The following is a 23,396-nucleotide window of genomic DNA, read 5'->3' as shown; positions in this document are numbered from 1 at the left end:
CGGGGCGGAATAGAGTGGGGGCGGCGACCCTGTGCGGTGGCCGGTGACCCGGCGGGAGGCGCAACCCGCTGGGTTCAGGCGCGGATGCGCCCGCCGGGGCACCGACGGTCCGCCGCGTACCGGCACCACACCCGGTCACCCTCGCCCCGGTCCCGCAGACGGAATCCCCCACCACGCACGACAGGGGAGAAGGACAATGGCGCGACCCATCACGCTCTTCACCGGCCAGTGGGCCGACCTACCGTTCGACGAGGTCTGCCGGCTCGCCGCCGAGTGGGGCTACGACGGGCTGGAGATCGCCTGCTGGGGCGACCACTTCGAGGTCGACAAGGCGCTCGCCGACGAGTCGTACGTCGACCGGAAGCGGGAGACCCTGGCGAAGCACAACCTGCAGGTCTTCGCCATCTCCAACCACCTCGTCGGCCAGGCCGTCTGCGACCACCCGATCGACGAGCGGCACCAGGACATCCTGCCGGCCCGGATCTGGGGCGACGGCGAGCCGGAGGGCGTACGCCGCCGGGCCGCCGAGGAGATCAAGGACACCGCCCGGGCCGCGGCGAGGCTCGGCGTCGACACGGTGGTCGGCTTCACCGGCTCGTCGATCTGGCACACCCTGGCGATGTTCCCGCCGGTCCCGCCGTCGATGATCGAGCGCGGCTATCAGGACTTCGCCGACCGCTGGAACCCGATCCTCGACGTGTTCGACGAGGTGGGCGTCCGCTTCGCCCACGAGGTCCACCCCAGCGAGATCGCGTACGACTACTGGACGACCAAGCGGACGCTGGAGGCGATCGGGCACCGGCCCGCGTTCGGGCTGAACTGGGACCCGTCGCACTTCGTCTGGCAGGAACTGGACCCGGTGAACTTCATCTTCGACTTCGCCGACCGGATCTACCACGTCGACTGCAAGGACGCGAAGGTGCGTACCGGCGACGGCCGGCGCGGCCGGCTTGCCTCCCACCTGCCCTGGGCCGACATGCGCCGCGGCTGGGACTTCGTCTCCACCGGCCACGGCGACGTGCCGTGGGAGGACTGCTTCCGGGCGCTCAACGCCATCGGGTACGCCGGCCCGATCTCCATCGAGTGGGAGGACGCCGGGATGGACCGCCTGGTCGGGGCGCCCGAGGCGCTGCGGTTCGTCCGGCGGCTCGCCTTCGACGCCCCGGCCGCCGCCTTCGACGCTGCGTTCAGCAGCAGCCGGGACTGAGCCCGAACGGGCGCGGGCCGGCCGAACCGTGGCCGACCCGCGCCCGGTACTCCGCCCCGGCGCGGCCCGGGCCGTCCGCGCCCCGCCCGGGGCCCGGCCCGCGGGTCAGGGGGCGCCGAAGACGTGGTCGCTGGCGAGGCGGGCCGCGCCCACCACGCCGGCCCGGTCGCCGAGGTCGGACAGGACGATCGGCAGGCTGCCGGTGGCCAGCGGGGGCGACCGGCGGTAGACGACGGACCGGATCTCGGCGAGCATCGTCGGCCCCACGCCCGGCGCCGTCCCGCCGATGATCACGATGCCCGGGTTGACGAAGTTCACCAGGCCGACCAGGACGTGGGCGACCTGGCGCGCGGCCCCGCGTACCAGGGCCTGCGCGGCCGGATCGCCCGCGGTGGTGGCGCGCGCCACGTCGGCCACGGTGAGCCCGCCGGCCTCGGCCACCCGGGCCGCGAGCGCGGGCGACCGTCCGGCCTCGGCGGCGGCCAGGGCCTCCCGGACCAGGGCGTCGTCCCCGCAGTACGCCTCCAGGCAGCCGCTCTCGCCGCACCCGCAGAGCGGGCCGTCGCCGTCGCCCTCGCCGTCGCCCTCGCCGAGGCGCAGGTGGGCGATGCCGCCGGCGCCGCTGGTGGCGCCCCGGTGCAGCGTCCCGCCGAGCACCATGCCGCAGCCGATGGCGGTGCCGAGCTTGAGGTAGAGGAAGTCGTCGAAGGCGCGGCCGGTGCCGGCGTGCTGCTCGCCCAGCGCCATCACGTTCGCGTCGTTGTCGACCAGCACCGGGCAGCCCAACTCGGCGGCGAGCACGTCGCGGACGCCGAATCCGTGCCAGCCGACGGTGCCGTTGCCGTCGAAGTCCCAGGCGAACGAGATCGAGTCGGCCGGGTCCGGGTCCTTCGATCCCTCGCTGGAGAATGCCACGGGTCGCCCTAACTTTTGCTCCAAATTGGCGAAAGTTCGACGGTCGGTGAGGCCCCGGCATCTCCTCGTCGCCACGCAGGGCCGGATCGGTGCCGGCGCGGCGACGGCGGGTCCCGGCCGGCGGGCCGATCCCGACACGGCGCCGGGCCAACCCCAGCACGGCGCCGGGCCAACCCCAGCACGGCGACGGGCCGGTCGCCCGAAGGCGGCCGGCCCGTCGCGTACGGTCGGTCAGAGCGTGCTGCTGTTGTTGTTCGGGCCGGACGGCTTGGTGCTGCCCGAGGGTGACCCGGTCGAGCTCGTGCCCGACGCGCTGCCGCCGGTCTTGCTGCCGACCGCGGCCGGCGTGCCCGCGTACGCGCTGTCGGCGGGGGTCAGGCCCTGCTTGCCGTTGGCGCCGAGCTTCTCGCCCAGCTTCGTCTGGCTCAGCTTGTCCTTGCCCTCGCTGTAGAGCCGGTTCGCCTGGGCCTGTGCGACACCCGCCGCCTCCTGGACGGTCGGGTGGTCGAGCACCTTGCGGCCCCGGACGACCAACTCCTCGTACTTCTCCCGACCGGCACGGGCGCCCAGGACGAATCCCGCAGCCAGCCCGCCTAGAAACATGATCTTTCCGCGCATGGCGGCTCCTTCCGTACCTGACGCGCCGTCGCCGCTTCCGGGGGAAGGAGCCCCGTCGGCGGCGACCCGTTCGCGCCTAAGTCCTGCGTTGGCAGCTAACTACCCATCCTGCTCCGCGCTCATGCCTGGTTGGGCCGGGATGGCGATTTGTCTGCTTTCTCGGCGTTTCGCCCCGCGTTCGCCACAGGGCCGGCCCGTCGACAACCCCCTGGCGCGAACCCCCCGGGAGTCCTGTACTCTTGTCCCGTCGCCGGGTGCCGGAGAGATCCGGAGCCGGGCGTCATGCGGTCCCCCGTAGCTCAATTGGCAGAGCAGCCGGCTGTTAACCGGCAGGTTTTTGGTTCGAGTCCAAACGGGGGAGCCACTCCCCCATCCAACGCCCGTCGGTCACACCGGCGGGCGTAGTTGCTTCCGTGGGTCTCCCTCAGCTCGTTTACCGCTCGGCCGCCACGCCCCGGGGGCGTCTCTCTACCGGAAGCGTTAACAAGAAGCCCTTCCGCACACCTCGGGCGGCTTCCAGCGGCACCATGGCCGAATGGCGACGGGACGGGGCCGGGGAGCCGCCACGCTGATCGCGGCGTTGGTCGTGGTCGCCTGGCTGGTCGTCGGCGTGGTGGCCGGGCCGTACTCCGGGCGACTGGGCGAGGTCGCCACCAACGACAACACCGCCTTCCTGCCCGCCGACGCCGAAGCGACCCGGGCGCAGGACCTCGCCGCCGGGTTCGCCGAACGGCGGACCACTCCCGCCCTGGTCGTCTACGAGCGGGCCACCGGGATCACGGAGGCGGACCGACGGCGGGTCGCCGCCGACGCCGCGCGCCTCGCCGGGGTACGGGGCGTGGTGCCGCCGATCCCGCCGCCGGTACCCAGCCGGGACGGCCAGGCGCTCCAGGTCGTCGTGCCGATCGACGACGCCGAGGGGGAACGGATCGGCCGCGTGGTCGACGAGCTGCGGGCCGTCGCCGGCGCCGACACCGGCGGCCTGGCCGTGCACGTCGCCGGCCCCGCCGGCCTGCTCGCCGACCTGATCGAGGTGTTCCGGGCCATCGACGGGCCGCTGCTGCTCGTCACCCTGCTCGTGGTGCTGGTCATCCTGCTGGTCGTCTACCGCAGCCCCGTGCTGTGGATCCTCCCGCTGCTCGCCGCCGGGATGTCGTATGCCCTGGCGGCCCTGCTCGTCTACGTCCTCGCCGACGCCGACGTCGTCACCCTGAACGGGCAGGCGCAGGGCATCCTCACCGTCCTCGTCTTCGGCGCCGGCACCGACTACGCGCTGCTGCTCATCGCCCGGTACCGGGAGGAACTGCACCGGCACCGGCGCGCCTGGGACGCGCTGCGGGCCGCATGGCGGGCCGCCGCCCCGGCGATCGTCGGCTCCGGCGGCACCGTCATCGTCAGCCTGCTCTGCCTGCTGCTGTCCAGCCTGAACTCCAACCGGGCGCTCGGCCCGGTCGCGGCCGTCGGCATCGCCGCCACGCTGCTGGTGATGCTCACCTTCCTGCCCGCGCTGCTGCTCCTCGGCGGGCGCTGGGCGTTCTGGCCCCGCCGGCCGGAGGCGGACCGGGCCGACCCCCGCGCCGAGCACGGGATCTGGAGCCGGGTGGCGGGCTTCGTCGCCCGCCGCGCCCGGCCGGTCTGGCTGGTCACCGCCGCCGCCCTGGCCGTGCTCACCGTCGGCCTGACCCAGCTGCACGTCACCACCCTGGGCCAGAGCGAGCTGTTCACCACGCGCACCGACTCCGTCGCCGGGCAGGAGGCGATCTCCCGGCACTACCCGGCCGGCGCGGGCAGCCCGGCCACCATCTTCACCAGTCAGGAGACGGCCCAGCAGGTCGCCCGGGTCGCCGAGGCGGTGCCCGGGGTGGCGTCCGTCCGGCCGGTCGCCGGGCGTGGCTCGGCCGCACCGCCCGAGGCGAACGCCCCACCCGCGGTCGTCGGCGGCCGGGTCCAGCTGGAGGCCACCCTGACCGACCGGCCCGACAGCGTCGGCGCCGAGCGGACCGTGCGGAAGCTGCGAAAGGCGGTGCACCGGGTGCCCGACTCCCAGTCGGTGGTCGGCGGCTTCACCGCGGTCAACGTCGACACCGCCGACGCGTCCGCCCGGGATCGCAACGTGATCATCCCGGTGGTGCTCGCGGTCATCGCCGTCGTGCTGGCCCTGCTGCTGCGCGCCCTGCTCGCCCCGGTGCTGCTCATCGCGACCGTGGTGCTGTCGTTCCTCGCCACGCTCGGCCTGTGCGGGCTGATCTTCCGGTACGCCCTCGACTACCCCGGCGTCGACCAGTCGTTCCCGCTGTTCGCGTTCGTCTTCCTCGTCGCCCTCGGCATCGACTACAACATCTTCCTGATGAGCCGGGTCCGGGAGGAGTCGGTCCGGCGCGGCACCCGGCCCGGGGTGCTCGCCGGCCTCACCCTCACCGGCGGCGTGATCACCTCCGCCGGCATCGTGCTCGCGGCGACGTTCTCCGCGCTCGCCGTGCTGCCGCTGGTGGTCCTCGTCGAGCTGGGCGTCGCGGTGGCCGTCGGGGTCCTGCTCGACACCGTCGTCGTCCGTTCGCTGCTGGTGCCCGCCCTGTCGTACGACATCGGGCCGCCGGTGTGGTGGCCGAGCCGGCTGGGCCGGCGGGCCCGCGCGGCGCGACGGGCGGCCCGGCATGCGCGCTGAGATCGACGTCGTGATCGTCGGCGGGCTGACGGCTTTGTCGGTCGCCTGCGGCGGGCCGGTTGGGGTGCCCGGAGGAACGGCCCGACCGGGTACGAAGGGGACGGCGTGGCGCTGCTGCGTACTGCTATCCTCGCGTAGCCATCGTGCGACGTCGAGGGTGCGCGCGGCGCTGTTTCACTCTGGCCGGTGATCCACCGGGCGGGTTACGATCCGGCGCGGCTGCGGGGCGGTAGCTCAGCCGGTTAGAGCAGGGGACTCATAATCCCTCGGTCGCGGGTTCGAGTCCCGCCCGCCCCACTTCAAGTCCTGACATCGCTGTTGACCTGCGTTTTGTGGTTCGTACGGGTAGCGGGAGCCGCTGCGGCGGTCGGGTGTGGTGGTCAGGCCACCGCCACGTTGATCGCGCGACGGGAGGCGTGAATTCCCGCACGTCCGCGCTGGATCCGCATGCCCGGGGCACCGGTTCAGCAGTTGTGGGAGTCGCCCTCACACCTTCAGGACATCCACGTCGTACAGCGCTATCGACGCGTCGCGTGAGGCCAGAGTCAGCCTTTCGGCGGTCGCCTGTGCCACCAGCATGCGGTCGAAGGGATCGCGGTGATGCGGTGGCAGGCGGCCGGCGGCGATGGCATGGGCGTGGGTTACCGGGAGTTCGCGGAAGCCCATGTCCCTTACCCGCTCGGCCAGGTCAGGGGGACCGGCGAGCTTGCCCGCGCGCTGCTTGATGGTGATCTCCCAGAGGCTGACCGGGGAGAGGAAGATGTCCGGGTCGTGGCGTAGTCGATCGAGGAACTCGTCGGCGAGAGTCGCGTCGCCCGTGATGGCCCACAGTGCGACATGAGTATCCAGTAGCAGGGTCATACGTCGATGCCGAAGTCAGCGGCGATCTCGGCGTTGGTCTGGGGTGAGTCCCAGTCGCCGGAGAGATCAGGCCACGTGCAGCACCAAAGTGCAGCAGCTGTGGAAGCTGGGGCCTTACCCAGGCCGCTGGCGGTGTGTCGGCTCCCAGGGCCGAGCGTCCGCATCTTCCGCCACTTGGCGGAGACGTAAGTCACAACGTCCTCCATATGGCGGTATGGCTTGGCCGTCCGGGCTCATAGGCTGCTTGCGTGCCGAGATGGGCGCCATTCCCCACCGTGAAGGGTCTCGAAATGTCCAGCTCTCAACTGCGCTCGACGCGGGCAATCGCTATCAGCGGCATTTTGGGACTAATGCCGGGCGTCTGCAGCACGGGGCTCGAGGACGACTCTGACACCGAGCCGGCCGCAGCTGCTGACCGCGGAAAACCTGAGTCGCTGGTCTTCGTTAGTCCGGTGCGGGATTACGCCGCCCGAAAGGCAATCGGTGACTGCATGCGAAAAGCCGCTGAGGCTCGGGGAATCGACCATACCGACATGGGTCCGAGTGGCGGAGCGGTGATCGCCACCTTCCAACTCGACCGTATCCAGCGGGCCATCGCCAATAAGCCTGACGGGTTCAAGGCCCGCTCGTGACCGCCGGCTCCGTCTCCATTGCGAATGGATGGTTGAACCAGGTGCCTTCGCTGCTGAATCCAGATGTTGCTGCCCTGCTGCGCGAGGCGGAGCAAGCGCCGATATTCGACCTCGACACAAGCGACCACAGCGTCACAAGCGACTATCACAGCGTTGTTGCGGCAGCGAGGACAAAATTCGATCCGGCGGTCGACCGGATGCGCGGCCCGTTCGACCTCGCGTCGTGGCAAGTCGATGTCCGAGACGATGCTCTCAAACTTCCCCACTCAACACCGATCCGGATCTACGAGCCGGTCGAGCTATCCAGGCCGGCGACGACGATGGTCTACTTCCACGGTGGTGGGTGGGTCCTCGGAAACCTTGACACCTTGGACCCGGAACTGCGCTGGTTCAGCCATCGCCTGGGGTGCAAGATCGTCGCCGTCGACTACCGCTTGGCGCCGGAGCACCCATACCCAGCCGCCTTCTTGGACTGCCTAGGCGTAGTCCAGAAGCTGCACGGCCTCTGGCCCGACGAACGCTTGTGTGTCAGCGGCGACAGTGCAGGAGGGAACCTCGCCGCCGCAGTGGGAATCGCGTGCCGGGACCTTGGCATCCCGCTGGTCGGCCAACTTCTTATCTATCCGGCGGTAGACCCGACGCAAGGCCATCCATCCCATGACCAGTACGCGCAGGGATATCTGCTGACTCGCGCCGACATGGCCATGTACTGGGCGTGTTACCTCCCGGACAGGCGAACGTGGGCGACCCCGACTGCGGCACCCCTCGTGGAAGCCGATCTATCCCGCGTGGCGCCAGCCGTCGTCGTCACTGCCGGTTTTGACCCGCTGAGCGACGAGGGCCATGCATACGCGGCCAGGCTGCGACTCAGCGGCGTCCGAGCGGAACATCTCCGGTCACCAGGACTTCCGCATGGGTTCATCACAATGACCGGGAGAATTCCTGTGGCCGCGGCGGCCGTGGAGCAGTTCCTGTTCCACTTTGCCGACGTCATCGACAGCGGCCCTCAAGGTTGAGCAGCACCATGCGCTGTCGATGGATCCGATCTTGCCCTTGCGGTCCCGAACGCACGACGGATGGACCGCTCCGCCTAGGCGCCAACGTTCCGTTCAGATGCCCCACTTCGGGCAGCCCCAACCGGGCCGGCATGCAGACCCCAAAGGAGCAGTGCCAGGCCGAGGCGATCCCGGCTCTCAGGAAGCCGGACGTTGAATCGCAATACCGTCGAGACCCGGCTCAATCGGTAAGCGACGGAGCTGTGGTGCATGTGCAGAGCCTTGGCCGTCTCGCGCTCAGATCCGGACACGCAGAGCGTGCGCAGCAACTGGATGTCCGCGCCGCCGTCTCGGAGAGACGCGAGCTCGGACATGGCCACAACATCGCGATTGGCAGCCACGATCCCTGGAGGCAGCTCGGAGAGAAGAAGGAAGCAGCCCAGATCCGACACACGCACTACGTTTTGTCGGACGGCGAGCGAGGCGAACCGTACGCCCTGACGAGCCGAGCGCCACGCTTTGGAGGACTCCTCAACCGGCATGGGGTCACCGATGCACGCCAGGACGTCTTTGCCAAGGATCCCGTCCCCCAGCGGCCCCGACGCGACGATGAGCGCACCGAGGGTGCTGGACAGGGCAGTGCCTGCGACGTGACGCCCTGTCGCGTGGGCCATCTCGGCACGGATATTGGTCATCGCTTGGTGCATGTCGGTACGTGCGCTCAGCGCGATCACGTCGACGAGTTGCCCGGGGGAGAAGCCGAGGAGTCGTACCGCCCTCGAACGATCCACCTCGGTCGCGTCTTCGTCCAGCAGTACCTGCACGATCGCGGGGTTGCTGAGGCCCAAGGGCGAGGGCGTCGTCGTGTGCTTGGACCGGCTCTGGCTTGCGGCGACAGTCAACGCCATTCGGTCGACGATCAGGTCGTCCCAGTCACGCTTCGCCCCCGGTCGCTCAACCCACACACGGCCGATGTCGCCGCCCTCGAGGCGTACCTCGGCGACGATCGCGTCCTCCGAGGGACCGCACGGCTCTTGGAGTTCACCGTCGGCGTCCACAGCGCACGCCGTTCCGTGGCGACCGACGATCGCCCCTGCCGTGCCCTCCGCGAGCACGGCAGTGGCCCGAACGATCGCCTCGAGATCGGCGCCGTGGACGACAAGCTGGTCGAAGAACTCGATCAGTCGGATGCCCCGCTCAGCGTCCGAGTCAAGATCCGCGACCTTGCGCAAAAGGCCCTGCACGCAGGCATGATAGGGCAGACAGCCCCGACGTGCCCACTGTTTCCTCGACATCGCGTTCAGTCGTCCCCGCGCGGCCGAGAGCCGCTCCGGGGCTGTCGCCTGGAAGTGCCCTGCGCCGGTGGAAGGAGCGCATGATGGCGCCGAAGCGGCCAATCGATGCTGAGCTTGCGGCGCTGGCCACCTTGCTCCCCGAGATCGACCTTCGCGACCCAGAAGGAGCGAGGGAGATCGAACGGACGATCATCGGCGAGCTACGCCGAAGCTCACGTGCCGACGACTACGAGCGGATCCAGCTGCGCCGCCCCGACGGCTCGGAGCTCTCGGTCGCTCTGCACCGCCCGAGCCGGCCAAAGGCAACGGGCGGCCCAATTCCGGTGCTGGTGTTCCTGCATGGTGGAGGCTTCATCATGGGTGGACTCCATACCGAGCGTGAGCGATGCGCCCAGTACGCCGAAGCAGCCAAGTGTGCAGTCGTATCGGTCGACTATCGGCTCGCCCCAGAGGCCCGATTCCCGGCGGCGCTCGAGGACTGCCTGGCAGTCCTCGACTGGCTGGGCCGTGAAGCTGACGTGCACGGGTTCGATCGGGAGCGCGTGGCAATCGGCGGCCTGAGCGCTGGGGGAGCGCTCGCTGCGGCAACCGTCCTGTGTCTGCGGGACTCCCGTGAAGGCGTGCCCCAGACCCCTGACCTGCCACTTCCCGGCGACGGAGCGTTCTCCGTTCGCCTGGTCCTGCAGATGCTCCTCTTCCCGGTGCTGGACGCATCCATGACAACCGTGTCGGCACGTGAATACACGGATACGCCGATACTCAAGGCGTCGATGTTGCCCGTCATGTGGCATCACTACCTTGGAGATCGCGGCGAGGTACCACGCTGGGCCTCGCCGTCTTCCGCTCAGAATCTGACCGGGTGTCCGCCGGCATTTATCGCGATCGCGCAGTTCGACCCACTGCGCGATGAGGGCCTTCACTTCGCGCAGCGACTGCTCTCCGCGGGGGTCCCCGTGGGCCTTCACCTCTACTCGCGCACCTATCACTCGTTCGACACATTCCACACGACGCGGATGGGGCAAGTTGCCCGGCAGCACCAAGCTGAGGTGTTGACCGCCGCCTTTCGATAGGTCGACACCCAAACCGACTCATGCCGCCGCAACCAGACAAGGGATCGGCGGACGACACGGAAACCAGGAGAAAGCAAGATGAAGAATAGCACACCACACACCGGAATCGTGGCCCTAGCTGTCGCGATGGGAGTCGCTTTGACAGCGTGTTCCACTCCAAAGAAGGAATCAAACACCCCGACGCGGACTCAAGACATCAAGACGCTTCAGTTCGTCAACCCGTTGCCGGACACCAACGTGTGGAAGCAGATCAGCGACTGCATGGGCGAGCAAGCCGAGGCGCAGGGGATCGACTACACAGAGAGCGGCCCTCCGGCGTCGAAGCCTGCCGACGCGACGGTGATGATCCAGCAAATCCAGGACGCGGTCGCCGCCGGCAGGGACGCGATCGTGACCTTTCCAGCCTCCGGCGCGTTCGGTCCGGTTCTCAAGCAGGCTCAGAACTCGGGTGCCCTCACAGCCACCTTGTATGGCGATGGCTCCCCGGAGAGCGGAGCGACCGTCAATGCAGGGGTCGATTGGGGAGTGATTGGCAAAAAATACGTCGACGCCATCGCCGCCCTTCCGGGGAAGCATGTGGTCGGCCTCGTCGCCGAGGCACCAACGGGCGTGGGTAAGTCCTGGATCGACGGAGTTAGGAAGGCTGCGGAGAACACCGATAACGTGACCGTTGTGGGTGAGGTCTACATCGGCGCCGACGCCTCGAAGGCGCTTCCTGAGGTCACGAGCCTTCTGACAGCGCATCCAGACATCGACATCGTCGCTTCGAACACCGGAATCATGACGCAGGGCGCTGTCGCCGCCATCAAGTCCAGGGGGCTTAAGGACCGCGTTCACCTGCTCGTGATCAACAACGCCAACGGCGGTCCCGAAGCGGTTCGCGACGGTTACGCCATCGGCGTGTACCTGCAGGACCTGTGCGATCTAGCCAAGCGCGCCGTCGACGGCGTCGTTCAAGCATCCCGAGGCAAGGAGGTGCCCCTTATCGAGGTCGCGGACGTCATTGCGACCAAGGACAACCTCCAGGAGTACCTGAACAAGGGTTGGAACTGATGAGCGAGCCCGTGCTGGAACTGCGCCACGTGCAGAAGTTCTTCGGGTCCGTCTCCGCGCTCGTAGACATGTCGCTGACTGCATTCCCCGGGGAAATGCATGCCATCGTCGGTGACAACGGGGCTGGAAAGTCGACCGCCATCAAGATCATTACTGGCATCCACAATGCGGACGAGGGTGAGGTTCATTTCCTTGGTGAGCCTCTTCCGCAGCGCCGATCCGCGTCACATCTGACTGATCATGGCATCGCCGTCGTGTATCAGGACCTGGCTCTTGTCGAGTGCCTCGACATCGCGACGAACCTTTCCCTCGGTCGGCTGCCAAAGCGTTTCGGTATCCTCGATCGGAAGCGAATGCGTCGAGAGGCGAGCACAGTTTTGGCGGATCTCAAGGTCCGAGTGACCGACGTTTCCACTCCCGTCGGGCTCTTGTCCGGTGGCCAACGGCAGATCATCGCCATCGCTCGGGCCGTTCGACTCGACAAGCCTCTTATGCTTCTCGACGAGCCGACTGCCGCCCTCGGTGTGCAGGAGACAGCTCACGTGGGCGAAATCATCGATGAGCTCAAGCCCAAAGGCAAGGCAATTGTGTGCGTGAGCCACGACATCGACTTCGTCTTCCAACGCGCAGACCGCATTACCGTCCTTCGGCTCGGCAGAACCGTCGGCACCCGACGGGTCACTGACACGACCCGCTCGGAAATCATCGGGATGATCACAGGCGCGATCGGTCCGGACACGGATGGAGCCCCGGCATGACCAGCGTTGCACCCACGGCCGCAGGAGACGCGCGGATGAAGGAAGCCACTCCGACTCTGCTTGGGCTACGTCGCGTATTCGCGCGGCAGGAGGTGTCGTTGCTCCTGGTCGTCCTAGCGATTGGGTTTGTGGCGTCCTTGCGATCGCCCCTTTTCTTGACGCATTCGAACATTTTGCAGGTCCTCGAAGGCAGCGTCATCTACTTCGTCATGGCGTGCGGGTCCGCCCTGCTCGTCATCGGGGGAGGGCTGGACTTTTCCGTGGGCGCCACCTTCACGCTCGGGGGACTCGTAACGGCGAAACTCCTGGCTTCTGGTGTTCCGGTACCTCTCGCCATTCTTATCGGGCTCTCCATATGTGTCGTCGTCGGCGCGGTAAACTACTGCGTCATCACTTACTGGCACGTACCGCCAATCATTGCGACTCTTGGAGTGTTCTACGTCCTGGTCGGGGTGACGACTCAACTGACGGACGGCCTCGACGTGGTCCCGCTCCCGTACGAATTCGAGCTTCTGGCCCAGAGCAGTGTCGCGGGGATCCCGAACACGGTCATCTTTGCGGTGCTCGCTGGTCTTGCCACCTGGTTTCTGCTCGAGCACACGGCCTTTGGAGTGAACATCCGCGCGCTGGGAGGCAATCGCGGTGCTGCGATCGGCAACGGTCTACCCGTTGGCCGTTTGGACTTCGCCGTCTACGCTGCTGCCGCAATCACGGCGGGGGCTGCCGGCATCTTGTATGCATCGCGGGTCGGATCCGGCCAGGTCAATGCCGGTGGCGCTACCTCAACTCTCATGGTCATCACTGCTGTGCTGATCGGCGGCGTCAGCTTGCTGGGTGGTCTGGGGAGCATCCAAGGAGTTGCGATCGGCAGCGTACTGCTGTCGCTGATCGACAATGCCCTCGTGCTCACCCGCGTTCCGCCGACATACAACAGCATCATTATCGGCGCGATTCTCGTCGGTGCAGTCGCCTTGGACCACCTCCGTCGCGTGCGGTTGTACCGGAGGCGATGACAGGTGAGGCGCCTAACAACCCAGTTTCTCGAAATTCGCAAAGGTCTCCGACTTCGAGACGCTCATCGCGACGCCAAGCTGTCGGCCAGCGAGCGGTGACGCCGGCAACGACTATCGGAGCCGGTCGCCCAAACGCGGTACCGCCGCGCGATCCGCCGGCGCGGCACCGTAGCACACCTCTCTCTCGGCGACATCCAGCTCGCCTACCGACCGAGCGGGTGGGGCCAGCCAAATCCACTCGGCTGCCAGGCGCGCCGTTCGAAATCCAATCGAGGTGCATCGATGCCAAATCACGTTGATCCGCGATGTGGGCGGCCCAGATACGACCGATCCGGGCTCTCCGTCGGGATTGTTCACTTCGGCGTTGGGAATTTCCACCGGTCGCACCAGGCCATGTTCCTGGACCGGCTGTTCGAGCGGGGCGAGAACCTCGACTGGGCGATCTGCGGCGTCGGCCTGCTGCCCGGCGACCGGCGCATGCGGGACGCCCTTGCCGGCCAGGACACGACCTACACGTTGATCGAGCGCCGGCCGGACGGGTCGAGCAGCGCCCGCACGATCGGCGCGATCGTCGAGTACCTCCTCGGACCCGACGACTCCGAGCGGGTGCTGGAACGGTTGACCGACCGGGCCACCCGGATCGTCTCGCTGACGATCACCGAGGGCGGCTACAACACCAGCGACACCACCGGCGAGTTCGACGGATCGAACCCCGCCGTGCGGCAGGACCTGCGACCCGGCGCGGCGCCGGCCACCGTCTTCGGCTACGTCGTCGAGGGCCTCGCCCGCCGTCGCGCCAGGGGCATCCCGCCCTTCACCGTCATGTCGTGTGACAACCTGTCCAGCAACGGCGACGTAGCCCGCAAGGCGTTCGTCGCCTACGCGCGGCTGCGCGACCCAGGTCTCGCCGACTGGATCGACGAGACCGTCGCCTTCCCCAACGGCATGGTCGACCGGATCACGCCGGTCACCACGGACGCCGACCGGGCGTACGTCGCCCGGGAGTTCGCCGTCGAGGACGCCTGGCCGGTGCTGTGCGAACCGTTCGTCCAGTGGGTCCTGGAGGACCACTTCACGCTGGGGCGGCCCGCCTTCGAACGCGTCGGTGTCCAGGTCGTCGCGGACGTCGCACCCTACGAACTGATGAAGCTGCGGCTACTCAACGCGAGCCATCAGGCCCTGGCGTACCCCGGCTACCTGCTCGGACACCGTCTGGCCCACGAGGCCGCCTCCGACTCCCGGCTGGTCGAGCTGCTCACCCGGTACATGGACGAGGAGGCCACCCCGACGCTGCGGCTGGTGCCGGACATCGACCTCGCCGCCTACAAGCGCTCGCTCCTCGACCGGTTCGCCAACCCGTATGTCCGCGACACCTTGGCCCGGCTGGCCACCGACGCCTCCGACCGGATCCCGAAATTTCTCCTGCCGGTCGTGCACGACCGGGCCCGGCTCGGCCAGCCGGCGCCGATGGCCGCGCTGGTCGTCGCGGGCTGGGCCGTGTTCGCCGCAGACGTCAACGAGCCCGGCGCGCCGGACCGGCAGAACGCCGCCGTCGCCGCGGCCGTGCGACGCCAGCAGGTGGACCCGATCGGGTTCCTGCGCGACACCGATCTGTTCGGCGACCTCGCCGAACGCCCGGTCTTCGCCGACGCGTTCGCCGCGAGCTACCGCGACATCCGAGCGGGCGGCATCGCCGCCGCCCTCGCGGCCCGCCTCGGCTCGTCCGCTGACGTCTCCTGACCGTCACCCGTCCTGAGAGGAATGCCATGTCCCCCGCATTACCGGACCCGTGGTCGCGTGCCGAGGCCCACTGGGTGGCCGCCGGCCCCGAGCGGGTCGAGTTCACGCCCGGGCTCGCTGTGGCACACCGGGGCGGTGGCGGCATGACGGGCCCCGTCCGGGCGTTCGTGATCGGCGAGGCGCTGATCGACGTCATCGTCCGTCCCGACGGTACCGACGAGGTCCCCGGCGGCAGCCCAGCCAACGTCGCCCGGGGCCTCGCCCGGCTCGGTGTGCCGACCGCGCTGCTCACCAGGATCGGCGACGACGACCGCGGCCGGCTCCTGCTGGCGCACCTGGCCAGCGCCGGCGTCGACGTGCTGCCCGCGAGCATCGACTGTGGACGGACCGCGACCGCGACGGCCACCGTCGACGCCGCTGGCGACGCGAGCTACGCCTTCGACATCGACTGGGACATCGACCCGGCCGCGATCCCCGACGAGGCAACCGTCGTGCACACCGGCTCCATCGCAGCCTTCCTGGAGCCGGGTGCCGGGAAGGTCCGCGCGCTGCTTCGTGACCTGCGGGGGCGGGCGACGCTGACCTTCGACCCGAACGTCCGCCCTGCGGTCCTCGGCGCCGACCCCGTCCCGGCCCGGGTGACCTTCGAGGCCGTGGCGTCGCTCGTCGACGTGGTCAAACTCAGCGCCGAGGACGCCCACTGGCTCTATCCCGGCCGCACGCTTGACGCGGTCGCCGAGCACATCGTCGACGCCGGTCCCCGGCTCGTCGCCGTGACGCGCGGCGCCGCCGGCTCCACGCTCCACGTGCCGGGGCACACCGTGCGCATCAGGGCGGCCGCGGTCAACGTGGTCGACACGGTGGGCGCCGGGGACAGCTACATGGCCGGGCTGATCCTCGGTCTGCTCGAAACTCCACCCGCCGCACTGCACCGGCTCGGCGCCCTCGCTGCGGCCGCCGCGGCCTACACCGTGTCCCACCGTGGCGCCGAGCTGCCCAGGTACCGCGACGTCGCAGCCCATACTTCGGAAGCGAGCTGATCGACCACGCAGCTGTTCGAGGGCTGGCTCGAGCCGTCTCGCCCCGTCAGGTGAACACACATTGGGCCCGGCCGCCAGCCCGGATCAGCGCCGCCGCGGACCGCGCCGAAGACCCCGCCGGCCGGATCGCGGCGGCGGCACTCGACGCGATACCCGACGGTGGCACCATCGCCGTGGACGCCGGGGCGATCACCGCACGGATGGTGGCGATGCTGCCCCACGACCGCGCCATGACCGTGGTGGTCAACTTGCCCGCCCTGATCACGCGGCTGCCCGCCCGCCGGACGATCACCGCGTTCCTTGTCGGCGGCCGACTGCGCGGCGACACGTTGACGGCCACGGACACGTGGGCCCTGCGTACCTGGGCATCGCTGTACGTCGACGTGGCCTTTGTTTGCCCCTCGGGCTGCTCCGTGCGGGGCCTCAGCGCGGCCGACCCGGCGCTGGCGGCGGCCGGCCGCGCGGTGATCGCGGCGGCGGGCCGCACCGTGGTGCTGGCCGAGCGGACCCGGATCGGCCGGAACGACCCGGCACGCTTCGCCGCGGTTCAGCGGCTGTGGGAGTCGCCCCTCACACCTTCAGGACATCCACGTCGTACAGCGCTATCGACGCGTCGCGTGAGGCCAGAGTCAACCTTTCGGCGGTCGCCTGTGCCACCAGCATGCGGTCGAAGGGATCGCGGTGATGCGGTGGCAGGCGGCCGGCGGCGATGGCGTGGGCGTGGGTCACCGGGAGTTCGCGAAAGCCCATGTCCCTTACCCGCTCGGCCAGGTCAGGGGGACCGGCGAGCTTGCCCGCGCGCTGCTTGATGGTGATCTCCCAGAGGCTGACCGGGGAGAGGAAGATGTCCGGGTCGTGGCGTAGCCGATCGAGAAACTCGTCGCCGAGAGTCGCATCGCCCGTGATGGCCCACAGCGCGACATGAGTATCCAGTAGCAGGGTCATACGTCGATGCGGAAGTCAGCGGCGATCTCGGCGTTGGTCTGGGGTGAGTCCCAGTCGCCGGAGAGATCCAACTGACCGGCGAGAGAGCCGATTGCGGTGCGGTTGGCACGCCGCACCAGCGGCACGACCTTCGCTACCGGAGTGCCTGCCCGGTCGATGATGATTTCCTCGCCGCGTTCCACCCGTTCGATGATGCGCGACAGGTGGGTCTTGGCATCATGCATGTTGTAGTGCACGGCCTCAGCCGACATGACGGAACCTCCTAGGTTAGCTAACAGCTTAGCCTGCCTAATCCGATGTCGTCACGGGTCCGTAGGCGGCCGGTCTGGTCGGGTCGTCGGGTACCGCTCGATGCCCGTGAGCTGGGCAAACTCAGTGATAGTGGGTCGCCAGCGACGTTGGCGGTGTGGTTCGCATGGTGGTACCTCCGGCATACCTCCGGCCCACAGATGATCTTATGTGCGAACCGTCCGTCGCCGTGATCAGCCGATGGCCTGTCTGTCGCAGGCGGTGACTAGGATTGCCGCATGTCTGAAGCGGTGGCCGCACTGATCGACCACTGTCCGGAGGCGGGCGAGCTGCGCCCGACCGAGCGTCATGCGTTGGCTGATGTGCACGCCGTGCTGCGGCTGTGTGACTCGGGGCGGTTGCGCTGCAGTGACAAGACCCGACGCCCGGCTGCGGCCAGTGTCGCTATGATCGCCGATGCGCTGTCGGGCGGCGACTTCTACCCGGACGAGGCGATCGCTGCGTACGCGTGGCCGCTGCTCGTGCAGGCCGGCGGCCTGGCCGATGTGGTGGGCGGGAAACTTCAGCTGACTACCCGGGGCCGGTCGGCACTTGGGAAACCGGCTGCGGAGGTCATCAGGGGCCTGTGGCGTTCCTGGGTCGGCAAGGCGGTGCTTGACGAGTTGAGCCGGGTTGAGCACATCAAGGGCCAGCGCGCCACCAACGTGCTGACCTCGGCGAAGACCCGGCGGCAGCGGGTGTCGGCGGCGCTGGCCACCTGCCGCCCCGGTGTCTGGGTCGAGGTGGATGACCTGTTCGCCTCGATGCGTGCTGCGGGCCTGTCGCCGACGGTCGCGCGTAGCGATCGGGCGCTGTGGAAGTTGTACCTGGTCGACGCTCAGTACGGCAGTCTCGGCTATGCCGGATTCGGTGAGTGGGAGATCCTGGAGGGTCGATACACCCTCGCGGTCATTTTCGAGTACGCGGCCACGTTGGGCCTTGTCGACATCGCCTATGACGAGCCGGCCGGTGCTCGCGATGACTACCACGGCAACTGGGGTGCCGAGGATCTCGATTACCTGAGCCGCTACGACGGACTGCGGGCGCTGCGACTGACCGGGCTCGGGGCGTACGCTCTCGACCTGACCGCGTCGTACCGGACGCCGGTAGACGCAGCACCCATTCGTAGCCTGAAGGTCTTGTCCAACCTGGATGTGGTCGCCACCGGTGAGCTGAGCCCGGCCGACCGCCTCGTCCTCGACGCCTATGCGAAACGGACCACCGAGCGGGTCTGGGCGCTCACCCCGGACACCGTACTCGCCGCCGTCGCCGCCGGTCGCACCGCCGAACAGCTCCGCGACTTCCTGGTTGATCGTATGGAGCAGTCGGAGTTGCCCGCCACCCTGTTGGTGTTGCTCGACGACGTGACGGCTCGCGTCGGGCGGCTACGTGACTTGGGTCAGGTGCGCCTCATCGAATGCGCCGATCCGGCACTGGCCGCACTGATCCACCACGACCGCCGGCTCCGGCCGCTCTGCACCCCGATCGGCGAACGGCACCTCGCCGTCACGGCGGAACACGAACCGGCCTTCCGCCGGGCACTACAGGCGCTGGGCTATGCCCTACCAGTCCGATAGCCCGGACTGACGAGGCGATCTCCACCGAGACGGCGTCTCGTACCCACTCATTGGCCCGACCCGCTGCTCTCGTCGTCGCGCTGTGGGCTGCCCCGTCGGCCCGGTTGGTAGCCTCTGTGGGTTTCGTATCGTCGAGCCGGGCAGAGGCCAGTGGGCAAGAACAGTCGTGAACGGCACAAGGCCAAGCGGAAGGCCGCGGAGGCGGCTCAGCGTCGAAGGGCCGCCGGGAAGTCCGGCCCCGACGACCCGCTGAGCCTGTTCGGCGTGCCACATGTTCCGTCCCAGCGTCGGATCGCCGAACAGATCATCGACCAGGCGGTCCACGCCCAGCACCGCGACGAGACCGCCGAGCTCGACCGCTGCCGCGCCCTGCTGACCACTGGCCCCGGCGGTGCTACCGGCATCCAGGTCGTCAACCGGGCCTTGTTGGCCTTCCTGCTTCGCGAGGTTGAGCACGCGTGGCAGCGCGGCTGGCAGCCGGCCGAGCTGGCACGGGTGGCCCGCCGCGAGTACACCACGCGGCACGGCCGGCTCATGGTCGACGCCATCGCGGCGCAGATGCGCAGCTATTCCACGGCGACGGTCGATCGGCGGTGGCAGTCGCAGTTGGCTGCCCTCGACGCGCAGGTGTGGTGGGAGCACGACGACCACTATGTGACCGCCTGGGGCGAACGGCAGGCCCTCGACCGCGCCGGGGTGATCGCCACCATGATCGAGGTACTTCATCTTCTCGCGACGCTGCCGGCGATCGAGCAGGTCGGCCCGATGCCGGGCACTGCCATGTCCGCCGCAGTGGTACCGCCTGACGACCTCGATCAGCGGATGATCGATCGGGTCCGGGCGTTGCTGGCCAAGGCGGAGTCCACCGATTTCCCGGAGGAGGCCGACGCCTTCACGGCGAAGGCACAGGAGTTGATGGCCCGTCATCGCATCGATCACGCCCTGCTCGTCGCTGCGTCGGGCGAACGCGACCAACCAGTGACCCGGCGGGTGAGCATCGACAATCCGTACGAGGCGCCGAAGACGCTGCTGCTGCAGGTCGTCGCGGAGGCCAACAGTTGTCGGGCGGTGTGGATGAAGCGGTTCGGCTTCACCACCATCGTCGGCTTTCCGGCCGATCTGGAGTCGACCGAACTGCTGTTCACCTCGCTGCTCGTGCAGGCGACGAGGGCGATGACGCAGGCCAAGCCGAGCATTGACAAGTACGGACGCAACACGACCCGATCGTTCCGGCAGTCATTCCTTACGGCGTACGCGTCGCGGATCGGTGAACGGCTCAGCGCCGCCACCGAGGGGGTGGACCGGGAGATGACCGCGTCGGCGGGCGCCGCCCAGCTGCTGCCTGTACTCGCTGCGCGTGACGACGCGGTGCGTGATGCCTTCGAGAGGCAGTTCCCCGACCTGACAGAGCATGCGACGGCTATCAACAACCGGGAGGGCTGGGCCTCGGGCCGGGCCGCGGCCGACCGGGCTTCACTGCACAGGCGGCAACCGGTCGCACACGAATAATCGGCTGTTGTGTCGAGCCCGTCGACCGGCCTCGGCAAGAGAGCCCTGTCAACCGACGTTGCTCGGGCACCGACGCTCGGCCGCGGCGGTGCCAGAGTCGGGGAGCCTGGGCGACAAGGGGTGGCGGGGCGGGGCCGGACAGCCATGGTCCTCCGAGGCATCGATTGCTGGCCCGGACGCTCAACGAGCGGGCAGGAGCCGGGTCGCGATAAGGATTCGGATTGACCATAATCACGACCGGTCGCTAAAGTGGTTGGCATGGAGACTATTCCGATCACGGAAGCCAAGGCCCGGATCGCCGAACTCGCCGACCGGGTCGCCCGGGAGCATGACCACTTCACGATCACCCGTAACGGCCGGGCCGACGTGATGCTGATCTCGGTGGCCGAGTACGAGTCGATGCGGGAAACGCTCGACCTGCTGTCCGACGACGAGACCCTCGCAGACCTGCGCCAGTCGCGGGAGGATTTCGCAGCCGGCGACACGTTCTCGGTGGACGAGGTTCGTGCCGAGCTGGAGCGGCGTCGAAGCAGGGCAGCCTGATGCCTCCGGGGGGCAAGCGGGTGGACGACCGCACCAACGAACCGCTCAGCCCATACACGGTGATGTTCTCCCGGCAGGCTCGCCGCAATCTGCACGAGGACCTGCCGTTGGAGGTGGCGGTTGCGGCGACGGAAACCATCCAGCGAGCGATCGCGATCAACCCGTATCGAGTGGGCAAGCCTCTCGACGAACCCTTCGACGGCTTCCATTCCGCCCGGCGCGGCACGTACCGGATCGTCTATCGGATCAACGAGGCGAAACGAGTCGTGGAGATCCACTCGATCCGCCACCGGCGTGACGCCTACGGTTCGTAGGACACCTTCCAGGTCGGGTCCGGCGATGCCGCCGCTGTGGCCGCGACGGCATGACACTCCTTGGCTGGGCCCTCAGCGAGGCGAGCTGGGCGGATTCAGTGGCAGTGGGTCGCGACTCGCGGCCGCACGGTCGTATCGCCCATGAGATTCGCGCGCTGATAGCCGCCGGCGCGTATCACCACATGAGGCGCTCGCCGCCGCCTCGTGGGCTGCCAGGTCCTACCTCGGGCTGCCGGGCTTGGTGTGGACGGAGCCCCAGCGGACGCGGTGGTGTTCGACATCGACCCACGGACCGACCCGAGCCAACTCGACAAGCCGCGAGCCGTCATCGTCCGCGGAGCGTGTGCACAAGCGACCGGATCTCCGATAACGCTGAACGAGCTGACATCCGCACCTGCCGGGATCAGCGCGCTGAGTGGCGTGGTGGTGAACCGGCCCTCGGTGTGGCCTGACCGATGATTTCTCCGCGCCGTGTTGGTCTGTACGCCGAGTACCGACTCACGGGAGGCTGACACCATGCGCAAGCTGACCTTCGGCATGAACCTGAGCCTGGACGGCTACATCGCTGCGCCCGGCGACGGCCTCGGCTGGAGTGTGCCGAGCGACGAGCTGTTCCAGTGGTGGTCCGACCGGGTGGGGGCGACAGGCACGGCGCTGTACGGGCGCAAACTGTGGGAGACGATGAGCTCCCACTGGCCGACCGCCGACCAGCAGCCGGGTGCCACACCGGCGGAGATCGAGTACGCCCGCCGCTGGCGGGACATGCCGAAGGTGATCTTCTCCTCGACGACCAGCACGGTCGACTGGAACACCCGCCTGGTCACCGGCGACGCGGTCACCGAGATTACCCGGCTCAAGGCCGAGGACGGCGGCCCCATGGACATCGGCGGCGCCACACTCGCCGCAGTGGCCATGCGGGACGGGCTGATCGACGAGTACGTGATCGTCACCCATCCGGTCCTGGTAGGTGGCGGCACGCCGTTCTTTGCGGCCCTGGACAACTGGGTGAACCTGACCCTGGTGGAGACCCGGACGTTCCCTGGCGGCGTGGTCCTGACCAGGTACGAGACCAGGCGCTGAGTACCCCAACCTCGGGTCGGCCCGGGCTTCGGGCCGCCCGAGGATCTCGTGCGCTGTGTTTCGAGGCGATTGCGATACCCGTTCCGGATCACAGACCGTGTATGGCACAAGACACGCCTTGCCGTGCGCCCGGTTGCTTGGCACTGCCGACGGCATTCGGGGCATCGGCGATGAATGCCGTTCGAGCGAGACGCAGGTGGCTGCGCGTCCTGAGGATCTGGCTCCACTCAGCCGAGGGTATCCGTAGGGCCGACCCGGGCCCGATCGCGCGACGGGAGGGGTGAATTTTCGTGCGTCCGCGCTGGATCCGCCGTGCCTGGGGCACCGGTTCAGCAGTTGTGGGGGTCGCCCCTCACACCTTCAGGACATCCACGTCGTACAGCGCTATCGACGCGTCGCGTGAGGCCAGAGTCAACCTTTCGGCGGTCGCCTGTGCCACCAGCATGCGGTCGAAGGGATCGCGGTGATGCGGTGGCAGGCGGCCGGCGGCGATGGCGTGGGCGTGGGTTACCGGGAGTTCGCGGAAGCCCATGTCCCTTACCCGCTCGGCCAGGTCAGGGGGGCCGGCGAGCTTGCCCGCGCGCTGCTTGATGGTGATCTCCCAGAGGGTGACCGGGGAGAGGAAGATGTCCGGGTCGTGGCGTAGCCGATCGAGAAACTCGTCGCCGAGAGTCGCATCGCCCGTGATGGCCCACAGCGCGACATGAGTGTCCAGCAGCAGGGTCATACGTCGATGCCGAAGTCAGCGGCGATCTCGGCGTTGGTCTGGGGTGAGTCCCAGTCGCCGGAGAGATCCAACTGACCGGCGAGAGAGCCGACTGCGGTGCGGTTGGCGCGCCGCACCAGCGGCACGACCTTCGCTACCGGAGTGCCTGCCCGGTCGATGATGACTTCCTCGCCGCGTTCCACCCGTTCGATGATGCGCGACAGGTGGGTCTTGGCATCATGCATGTTGTAGTGCACGGCGTCGGCCGACATGACGCAACCTCCTCGGTTAGCTAACAGCTTAGCCTGCCTGGTCGGATGTCGTCACGGGTCCGTAGGCGGCTGGTCGAGTCGGGGTGTCGGGCACTGCCCGAGGGCGGCGAACTGGGCAAAACGACCTGTTGAGGGCGCTTTTCCACGCTGCGGATCTGCCTTCGTGGGTCCTTCGAAACTAGGCCGTGTCTCGTCGATCTTGGGCGAGGTCGCGTAGCCAGATCTTCATCGTGGCGATGTCGACGGTGGCCCGGTACATGTAGTCGCGCTTGTCGTACCTGGTCGCGACCGCCCGGAACT

The 23,396-nt window shown here is 68.5% G+C and carries 23 protein-coding genes, 2 tRNA genes and 1 pseudogene; 18 read left to right on the top strand and 8 right to left on the bottom strand.

Translation table 11 applies throughout. The features are described 5' to 3' along the window. Positions 1-196 precede the first annotated feature (196 nt). The gene (locus tag ACGFIZ_RS27925; RefSeq protein WP_393424147.1) at positions 197-1,207 is read left to right on the top strand and encodes a sugar phosphate isomerase/epimerase family protein; all 1,011 of its coding nucleotides are present in this window, start codon (positions 197-199) and stop codon (positions 1,205-1,207) included. Positions 1,208-1,312: 105 nt separating this feature from the next. Here the strand turns inward: ACGFIZ_RS27925 and ACGFIZ_RS27920 are convergent, their stop codons facing one another. Together ACGFIZ_RS27920 and ACGFIZ_RS27915 are read right to left on the bottom strand one after the other, a co-directional pair. Continuing rightward, positions 1,313-2,122 (bottom strand): ROK family protein, encoded by an 810-nt coding sequence (locus ACGFIZ_RS27920; RefSeq protein ID WP_393424144.1) that lies wholly within the window; start codon positions 2,120-2,122, stop codon positions 1,313-1,315. Between the two features lie 231 nt (positions 2,123-2,353). Further along, on the bottom strand, positions 2,354-2,740 hold the full coding sequence (locus ACGFIZ_RS27915; RefSeq protein ID WP_393424141.1) for a hypothetical protein: 387 nt from the start codon (positions 2,738-2,740) through the stop codon (positions 2,354-2,356). Between the two features lie 288 nt (positions 2,741-3,028). On the opposite strand from ACGFIZ_RS27915, the gene ACGFIZ_RS27910 reads away from it, so the two are divergent. The 3 genes from ACGFIZ_RS27910 to ACGFIZ_RS27900 all read left to right on the top strand — a co-directional run bounded on the left by ACGFIZ_RS27910 (position 3,029) and on the right by ACGFIZ_RS27900 (position 5,702). Next, positions 3,029-3,104 (top strand) — tRNA-Asn (locus tag ACGFIZ_RS27910). A gap of 171 nt (positions 3,105-3,275) precedes the next feature. After that, a complete protein-coding gene (locus tag ACGFIZ_RS27905) occupies positions 3,276-5,405 on the top strand; it encodes an MMPL family transporter (RefSeq protein WP_393424138.1) in 2,130 nt (709 codons plus the stop codon). Between the two features lie 223 nt (positions 5,406-5,628). Further along, positions 5,629-5,702: transfer RNA gene (locus ACGFIZ_RS27900), tRNA-Ile, on the top strand. A 189-nt stretch (positions 5,703-5,891) separates the two neighbouring features. On the opposite strand, the gene ACGFIZ_RS27895 is transcribed toward ACGFIZ_RS27900, so the two are convergent. Further along, on the bottom strand, positions 5,892-6,266 hold the full coding sequence (locus tag ACGFIZ_RS27895) for a type II toxin-antitoxin system VapC family toxin (RefSeq protein ID WP_393424135.1): 375 nt from the start codon (positions 6,264-6,266) through the stop codon (positions 5,892-5,894). Positions 6,267-6,541: 275 nt separating this feature from the next. On the opposite strand from ACGFIZ_RS27895, the gene ACGFIZ_RS27890 reads away from it, so the two are divergent. Next, entirely contained in the window at positions 6,542-6,898 is a 357-nt protein-coding gene (locus tag ACGFIZ_RS27890) for a hypothetical protein (protein ID WP_393424132.1), read from the top strand. A gap of 41 nt (positions 6,899-6,939) precedes the next feature. Beyond that, a complete protein-coding gene (locus ACGFIZ_RS27885) occupies positions 6,940-7,914 on the top strand; it encodes an alpha/beta hydrolase (protein WP_393424129.1) in 975 nt (324 codons plus the stop codon). Between the two features lie 74 nt (positions 7,915-7,988). Here ACGFIZ_RS27885 and ACGFIZ_RS27880 read toward each other — a convergent pair whose 3' ends face one another. Next, positions 7,989-9,137 (bottom strand): helix-turn-helix domain-containing protein, encoded by a 1,149-nt coding sequence (locus ACGFIZ_RS27880; protein ID WP_393424126.1) that lies wholly within the window; start codon positions 9,135-9,137, stop codon positions 7,989-7,991. A 131-nt stretch (positions 9,138-9,268) separates the two neighbouring features. Here ACGFIZ_RS27880 and ACGFIZ_RS27875 point away from each other — a divergent pair, with 131 nt between their 5' ends. The 7 genes and pseudogenes from ACGFIZ_RS27875 to ACGFIZ_RS27845 all read left to right on the top strand — a co-directional run. Further along, on the top strand, positions 9,269-10,258 hold the full coding sequence (locus ACGFIZ_RS27875; RefSeq protein WP_393424123.1) for an alpha/beta hydrolase: 990 nt from the start codon (positions 9,269-9,271) through the stop codon (positions 10,256-10,258). Positions 10,259-10,336: 78 nt separating this feature from the next. Beyond that, positions 10,337-11,311 (top strand): sugar ABC transporter substrate-binding protein, encoded by a 975-nt coding sequence (locus ACGFIZ_RS27870; RefSeq protein ID WP_393424120.1) that lies wholly within the window; start codon positions 10,337-10,339, stop codon positions 11,309-11,311. Further along, the gene (locus tag ACGFIZ_RS27865; protein WP_347670456.1) at positions 11,311-12,069 is read left to right on the top strand and encodes an ATP-binding cassette domain-containing protein; all 759 of its coding nucleotides are present in this window, start codon (positions 11,311-11,313) and stop codon (positions 12,067-12,069) included. The genes ACGFIZ_RS27870 and ACGFIZ_RS27865 overlap by 1 nt, the downstream gene beginning before the upstream one ends. After that, positions 12,066-13,082 (top strand): ABC transporter permease, encoded by a 1,017-nt coding sequence (locus tag ACGFIZ_RS27860; RefSeq protein WP_393424117.1) that lies wholly within the window; start codon positions 12,066-12,068, stop codon positions 13,080-13,082. The genes ACGFIZ_RS27865 and ACGFIZ_RS27860 overlap by 4 nt, the downstream gene beginning before the upstream one ends. Positions 13,083-13,364: 282 nt before the next feature. Continuing rightward, positions 13,365-14,822 (top strand): mannitol dehydrogenase family protein, encoded by a 1,458-nt coding sequence (locus ACGFIZ_RS27855; protein ID WP_393424115.1) that lies wholly within the window; start codon positions 13,365-13,367, stop codon positions 14,820-14,822. 26 nt (positions 14,823-14,848) lie between these two features. Further along, the gene (locus tag ACGFIZ_RS27850; protein ID WP_393424112.1) at positions 14,849-15,862 is read left to right on the top strand and encodes a carbohydrate kinase; all 1,014 of its coding nucleotides are present in this window, start codon (positions 14,849-14,851) and stop codon (positions 15,860-15,862) included. Positions 15,863-15,912: 50 nt separating this feature from the next. Then, positions 15,913-16,404, top strand: a pseudogene (locus ACGFIZ_RS27845) (hypothetical protein); the annotation flags it as partial. Positions 16,405-16,432: 28 nt separating this feature from the next. Here ACGFIZ_RS27845 and ACGFIZ_RS27840 read toward each other — a convergent pair. Both ACGFIZ_RS27840 and ACGFIZ_RS27835 read right to left on the bottom strand, forming a co-directional pair. Then, positions 16,433-16,807, bottom strand: a complete 375-nt coding sequence (locus ACGFIZ_RS27840; protein WP_393424109.1) for a type II toxin-antitoxin system VapC family toxin — start codon at positions 16,805-16,807, stop codon at positions 16,433-16,435. Next, positions 16,804-17,058, bottom strand: a complete 255-nt coding sequence (locus ACGFIZ_RS27835; protein WP_393424106.1) for a type II toxin-antitoxin system Phd/YefM family antitoxin — start codon at positions 17,056-17,058, stop codon at positions 16,804-16,806. The genes ACGFIZ_RS27840 and ACGFIZ_RS27835 overlap by 4 nt, the downstream gene beginning before the upstream one ends. Positions 17,059-17,334: 276 nt before the next feature. On the opposite strand from ACGFIZ_RS27835, the gene ACGFIZ_RS27830 reads away from it, so the two are divergent. The 5 genes from ACGFIZ_RS27830 (at position 17,335) to ACGFIZ_RS27810 (ending at position 22,118) form a co-directional block, all read left to right on the top strand. Next, positions 17,335-18,672: a helicase-associated domain-containing protein gene (locus ACGFIZ_RS27830; protein WP_393424103.1), complete on the top strand. Its 1,338-nt coding sequence runs from the start codon at positions 17,335-17,337 to the stop codon at positions 18,670-18,672. Positions 18,673-18,822: 150 nt separating this feature from the next. Next, entirely contained in the window at positions 18,823-20,181 is a 1,359-nt protein-coding gene (locus ACGFIZ_RS27825) for a DUF2786 domain-containing protein (RefSeq protein ID WP_393424100.1), read from the top strand. Positions 20,182-20,439: 258 nt separating this feature from the next. Next, complete coding sequence (locus ACGFIZ_RS27820; RefSeq protein WP_077938803.1) at positions 20,440-20,724, top strand: type II toxin-antitoxin system Phd/YefM family antitoxin; 285 nt, start codon at positions 20,440-20,442, stop codon at positions 20,722-20,724. 20 nt (positions 20,725-20,744) lie between these two features. Continuing rightward, positions 20,745-21,038: a type II toxin-antitoxin system RelE/ParE family toxin gene (locus tag ACGFIZ_RS27815; protein WP_393424097.1), complete on the top strand. Its 294-nt coding sequence runs from the start codon at positions 20,745-20,747 to the stop codon at positions 21,036-21,038. 516 nt (positions 21,039-21,554) lie between these two features. Further along, entirely contained in the window at positions 21,555-22,118 is a 564-nt protein-coding gene (locus ACGFIZ_RS27810; RefSeq protein WP_393424094.1) for a dihydrofolate reductase family protein, read from the top strand. Positions 22,119-22,470: 352 nt separating this feature from the next. Here ACGFIZ_RS27810 and ACGFIZ_RS27805 read toward each other — a convergent pair whose 3' ends face one another. Together ACGFIZ_RS27805 and ACGFIZ_RS27800 are read right to left on the bottom strand one after the other, a co-directional pair. Then, a complete protein-coding gene (locus ACGFIZ_RS27805; RefSeq protein WP_393424091.1) occupies positions 22,471-22,845 on the bottom strand; it encodes a type II toxin-antitoxin system VapC family toxin in 375 nt (124 codons plus the stop codon). After that, a complete protein-coding gene (locus tag ACGFIZ_RS27800; RefSeq protein ID WP_393424088.1) occupies positions 22,842-23,096 on the bottom strand; it encodes a type II toxin-antitoxin system Phd/YefM family antitoxin in 255 nt (84 codons plus the stop codon). Before ACGFIZ_RS27800 ends, ACGFIZ_RS27805 begins: the two co-directional genes overlap by 4 nt. Between the last annotated feature and the right edge of the window lie 300 nt (positions 23,097-23,396).

It is taken from the genome of Micromonospora sp. NPDC048830 (genome assembly GCF_043198215.1).
In the GTDB taxonomy this organism is placed as follows: domain Bacteria; phylum Actinomycetota; class Actinomycetes; order Mycobacteriales; family Micromonosporaceae; genus Micromonospora.
Note: the sequence above shows the minus strand (reverse complement) of the source record. Positions and strands in the feature narration are given on the sequence as shown.

Bases quoted from the DNA above. Each gene is read 5' to 3' on its own strand.
- ACGFIZ_RS27925 (WP_393424147.1), top strand. From the start codon at position 197: ATGGCGCGACCCATCACGCTCTTCACCGGCCAGTGGGCCGACCTACCG.
- ACGFIZ_RS27915 (WP_393424141.1), bottom strand. From the start codon at position 2,740: ATGCGCGGAAAGATCATGTTTCTAGGCGGGCTGGCTGCGGGATTCGTC.
- ACGFIZ_RS27905 (WP_393424138.1), top strand. From the start codon at position 3,276: ATGGCGACGGGACGGGGCCGGGGAGCCGCCACGCTGATCGCGGCGTTG.
- ACGFIZ_RS27895 (WP_393424135.1), bottom strand. From the start codon at position 6,266: ATGACCCTGCTACTGGATACTCATGTCGCACTGTGGGCCATCACGGGC.
- ACGFIZ_RS27875 (WP_393424123.1), top strand. From the start codon at position 9,269: ATGATGGCGCCGAAGCGGCCAATCGATGCTGAGCTTGCGGCGCTGGCC.
- ACGFIZ_RS27870 (WP_393424120.1), top strand. From the start codon at position 10,337: ATGAAGAATAGCACACCACACACCGGAATCGTGGCCCTAGCTGTCGCG.
- ACGFIZ_RS27865 (WP_347670456.1), top strand. From the start codon at position 11,311: ATGAGCGAGCCCGTGCTGGAACTGCGCCACGTGCAGAAGTTCTTCGGG.
- ACGFIZ_RS27860 (WP_393424117.1), top strand. From the start codon at position 12,066: ATGACCAGCGTTGCACCCACGGCCGCAGGAGACGCGCGGATGAAGGAA.
- ACGFIZ_RS27855 (WP_393424115.1), top strand. From the start codon at position 13,365: ATGCCAAATCACGTTGATCCGCGATGTGGGCGGCCCAGATACGACCGA.
- ACGFIZ_RS27850 (WP_393424112.1), top strand. From the start codon at position 14,849: ATGTCCCCCGCATTACCGGACCCGTGGTCGCGTGCCGAGGCCCACTGG.
- ACGFIZ_RS27840 (WP_393424109.1), bottom strand. From the start codon at position 16,807: ATGACCCTGCTACTGGATACTCATGTCGCGCTGTGGGCCATCACGGGC.
- ACGFIZ_RS27835 (WP_393424106.1), bottom strand. From the start codon at position 17,058: ATGTCGGCTGAGGCCGTGCACTACAACATGCATGATGCCAAGACCCAC.
- ACGFIZ_RS27830 (WP_393424103.1), top strand. From the start codon at position 17,335: ATGTCTGAAGCGGTGGCCGCACTGATCGACCACTGTCCGGAGGCGGGC.
- ACGFIZ_RS27820 (WP_077938803.1), top strand. From the start codon at position 20,440: ATGGAGACTATTCCGATCACGGAAGCCAAGGCCCGGATCGCCGAACTC.
- ACGFIZ_RS27810 (WP_393424094.1), top strand. From the start codon at position 21,555: ATGCGCAAGCTGACCTTCGGCATGAACCTGAGCCTGGACGGCTACATC.
- ACGFIZ_RS27805 (WP_393424091.1), bottom strand. From the start codon at position 22,845: ATGACCCTGCTGCTGGACACTCATGTCGCGCTGTGGGCCATCACGGGC.
- ACGFIZ_RS27800 (WP_393424088.1), bottom strand. From the start codon at position 23,096: ATGTCGGCCGACGCCGTGCACTACAACATGCATGATGCCAAGACCCAC.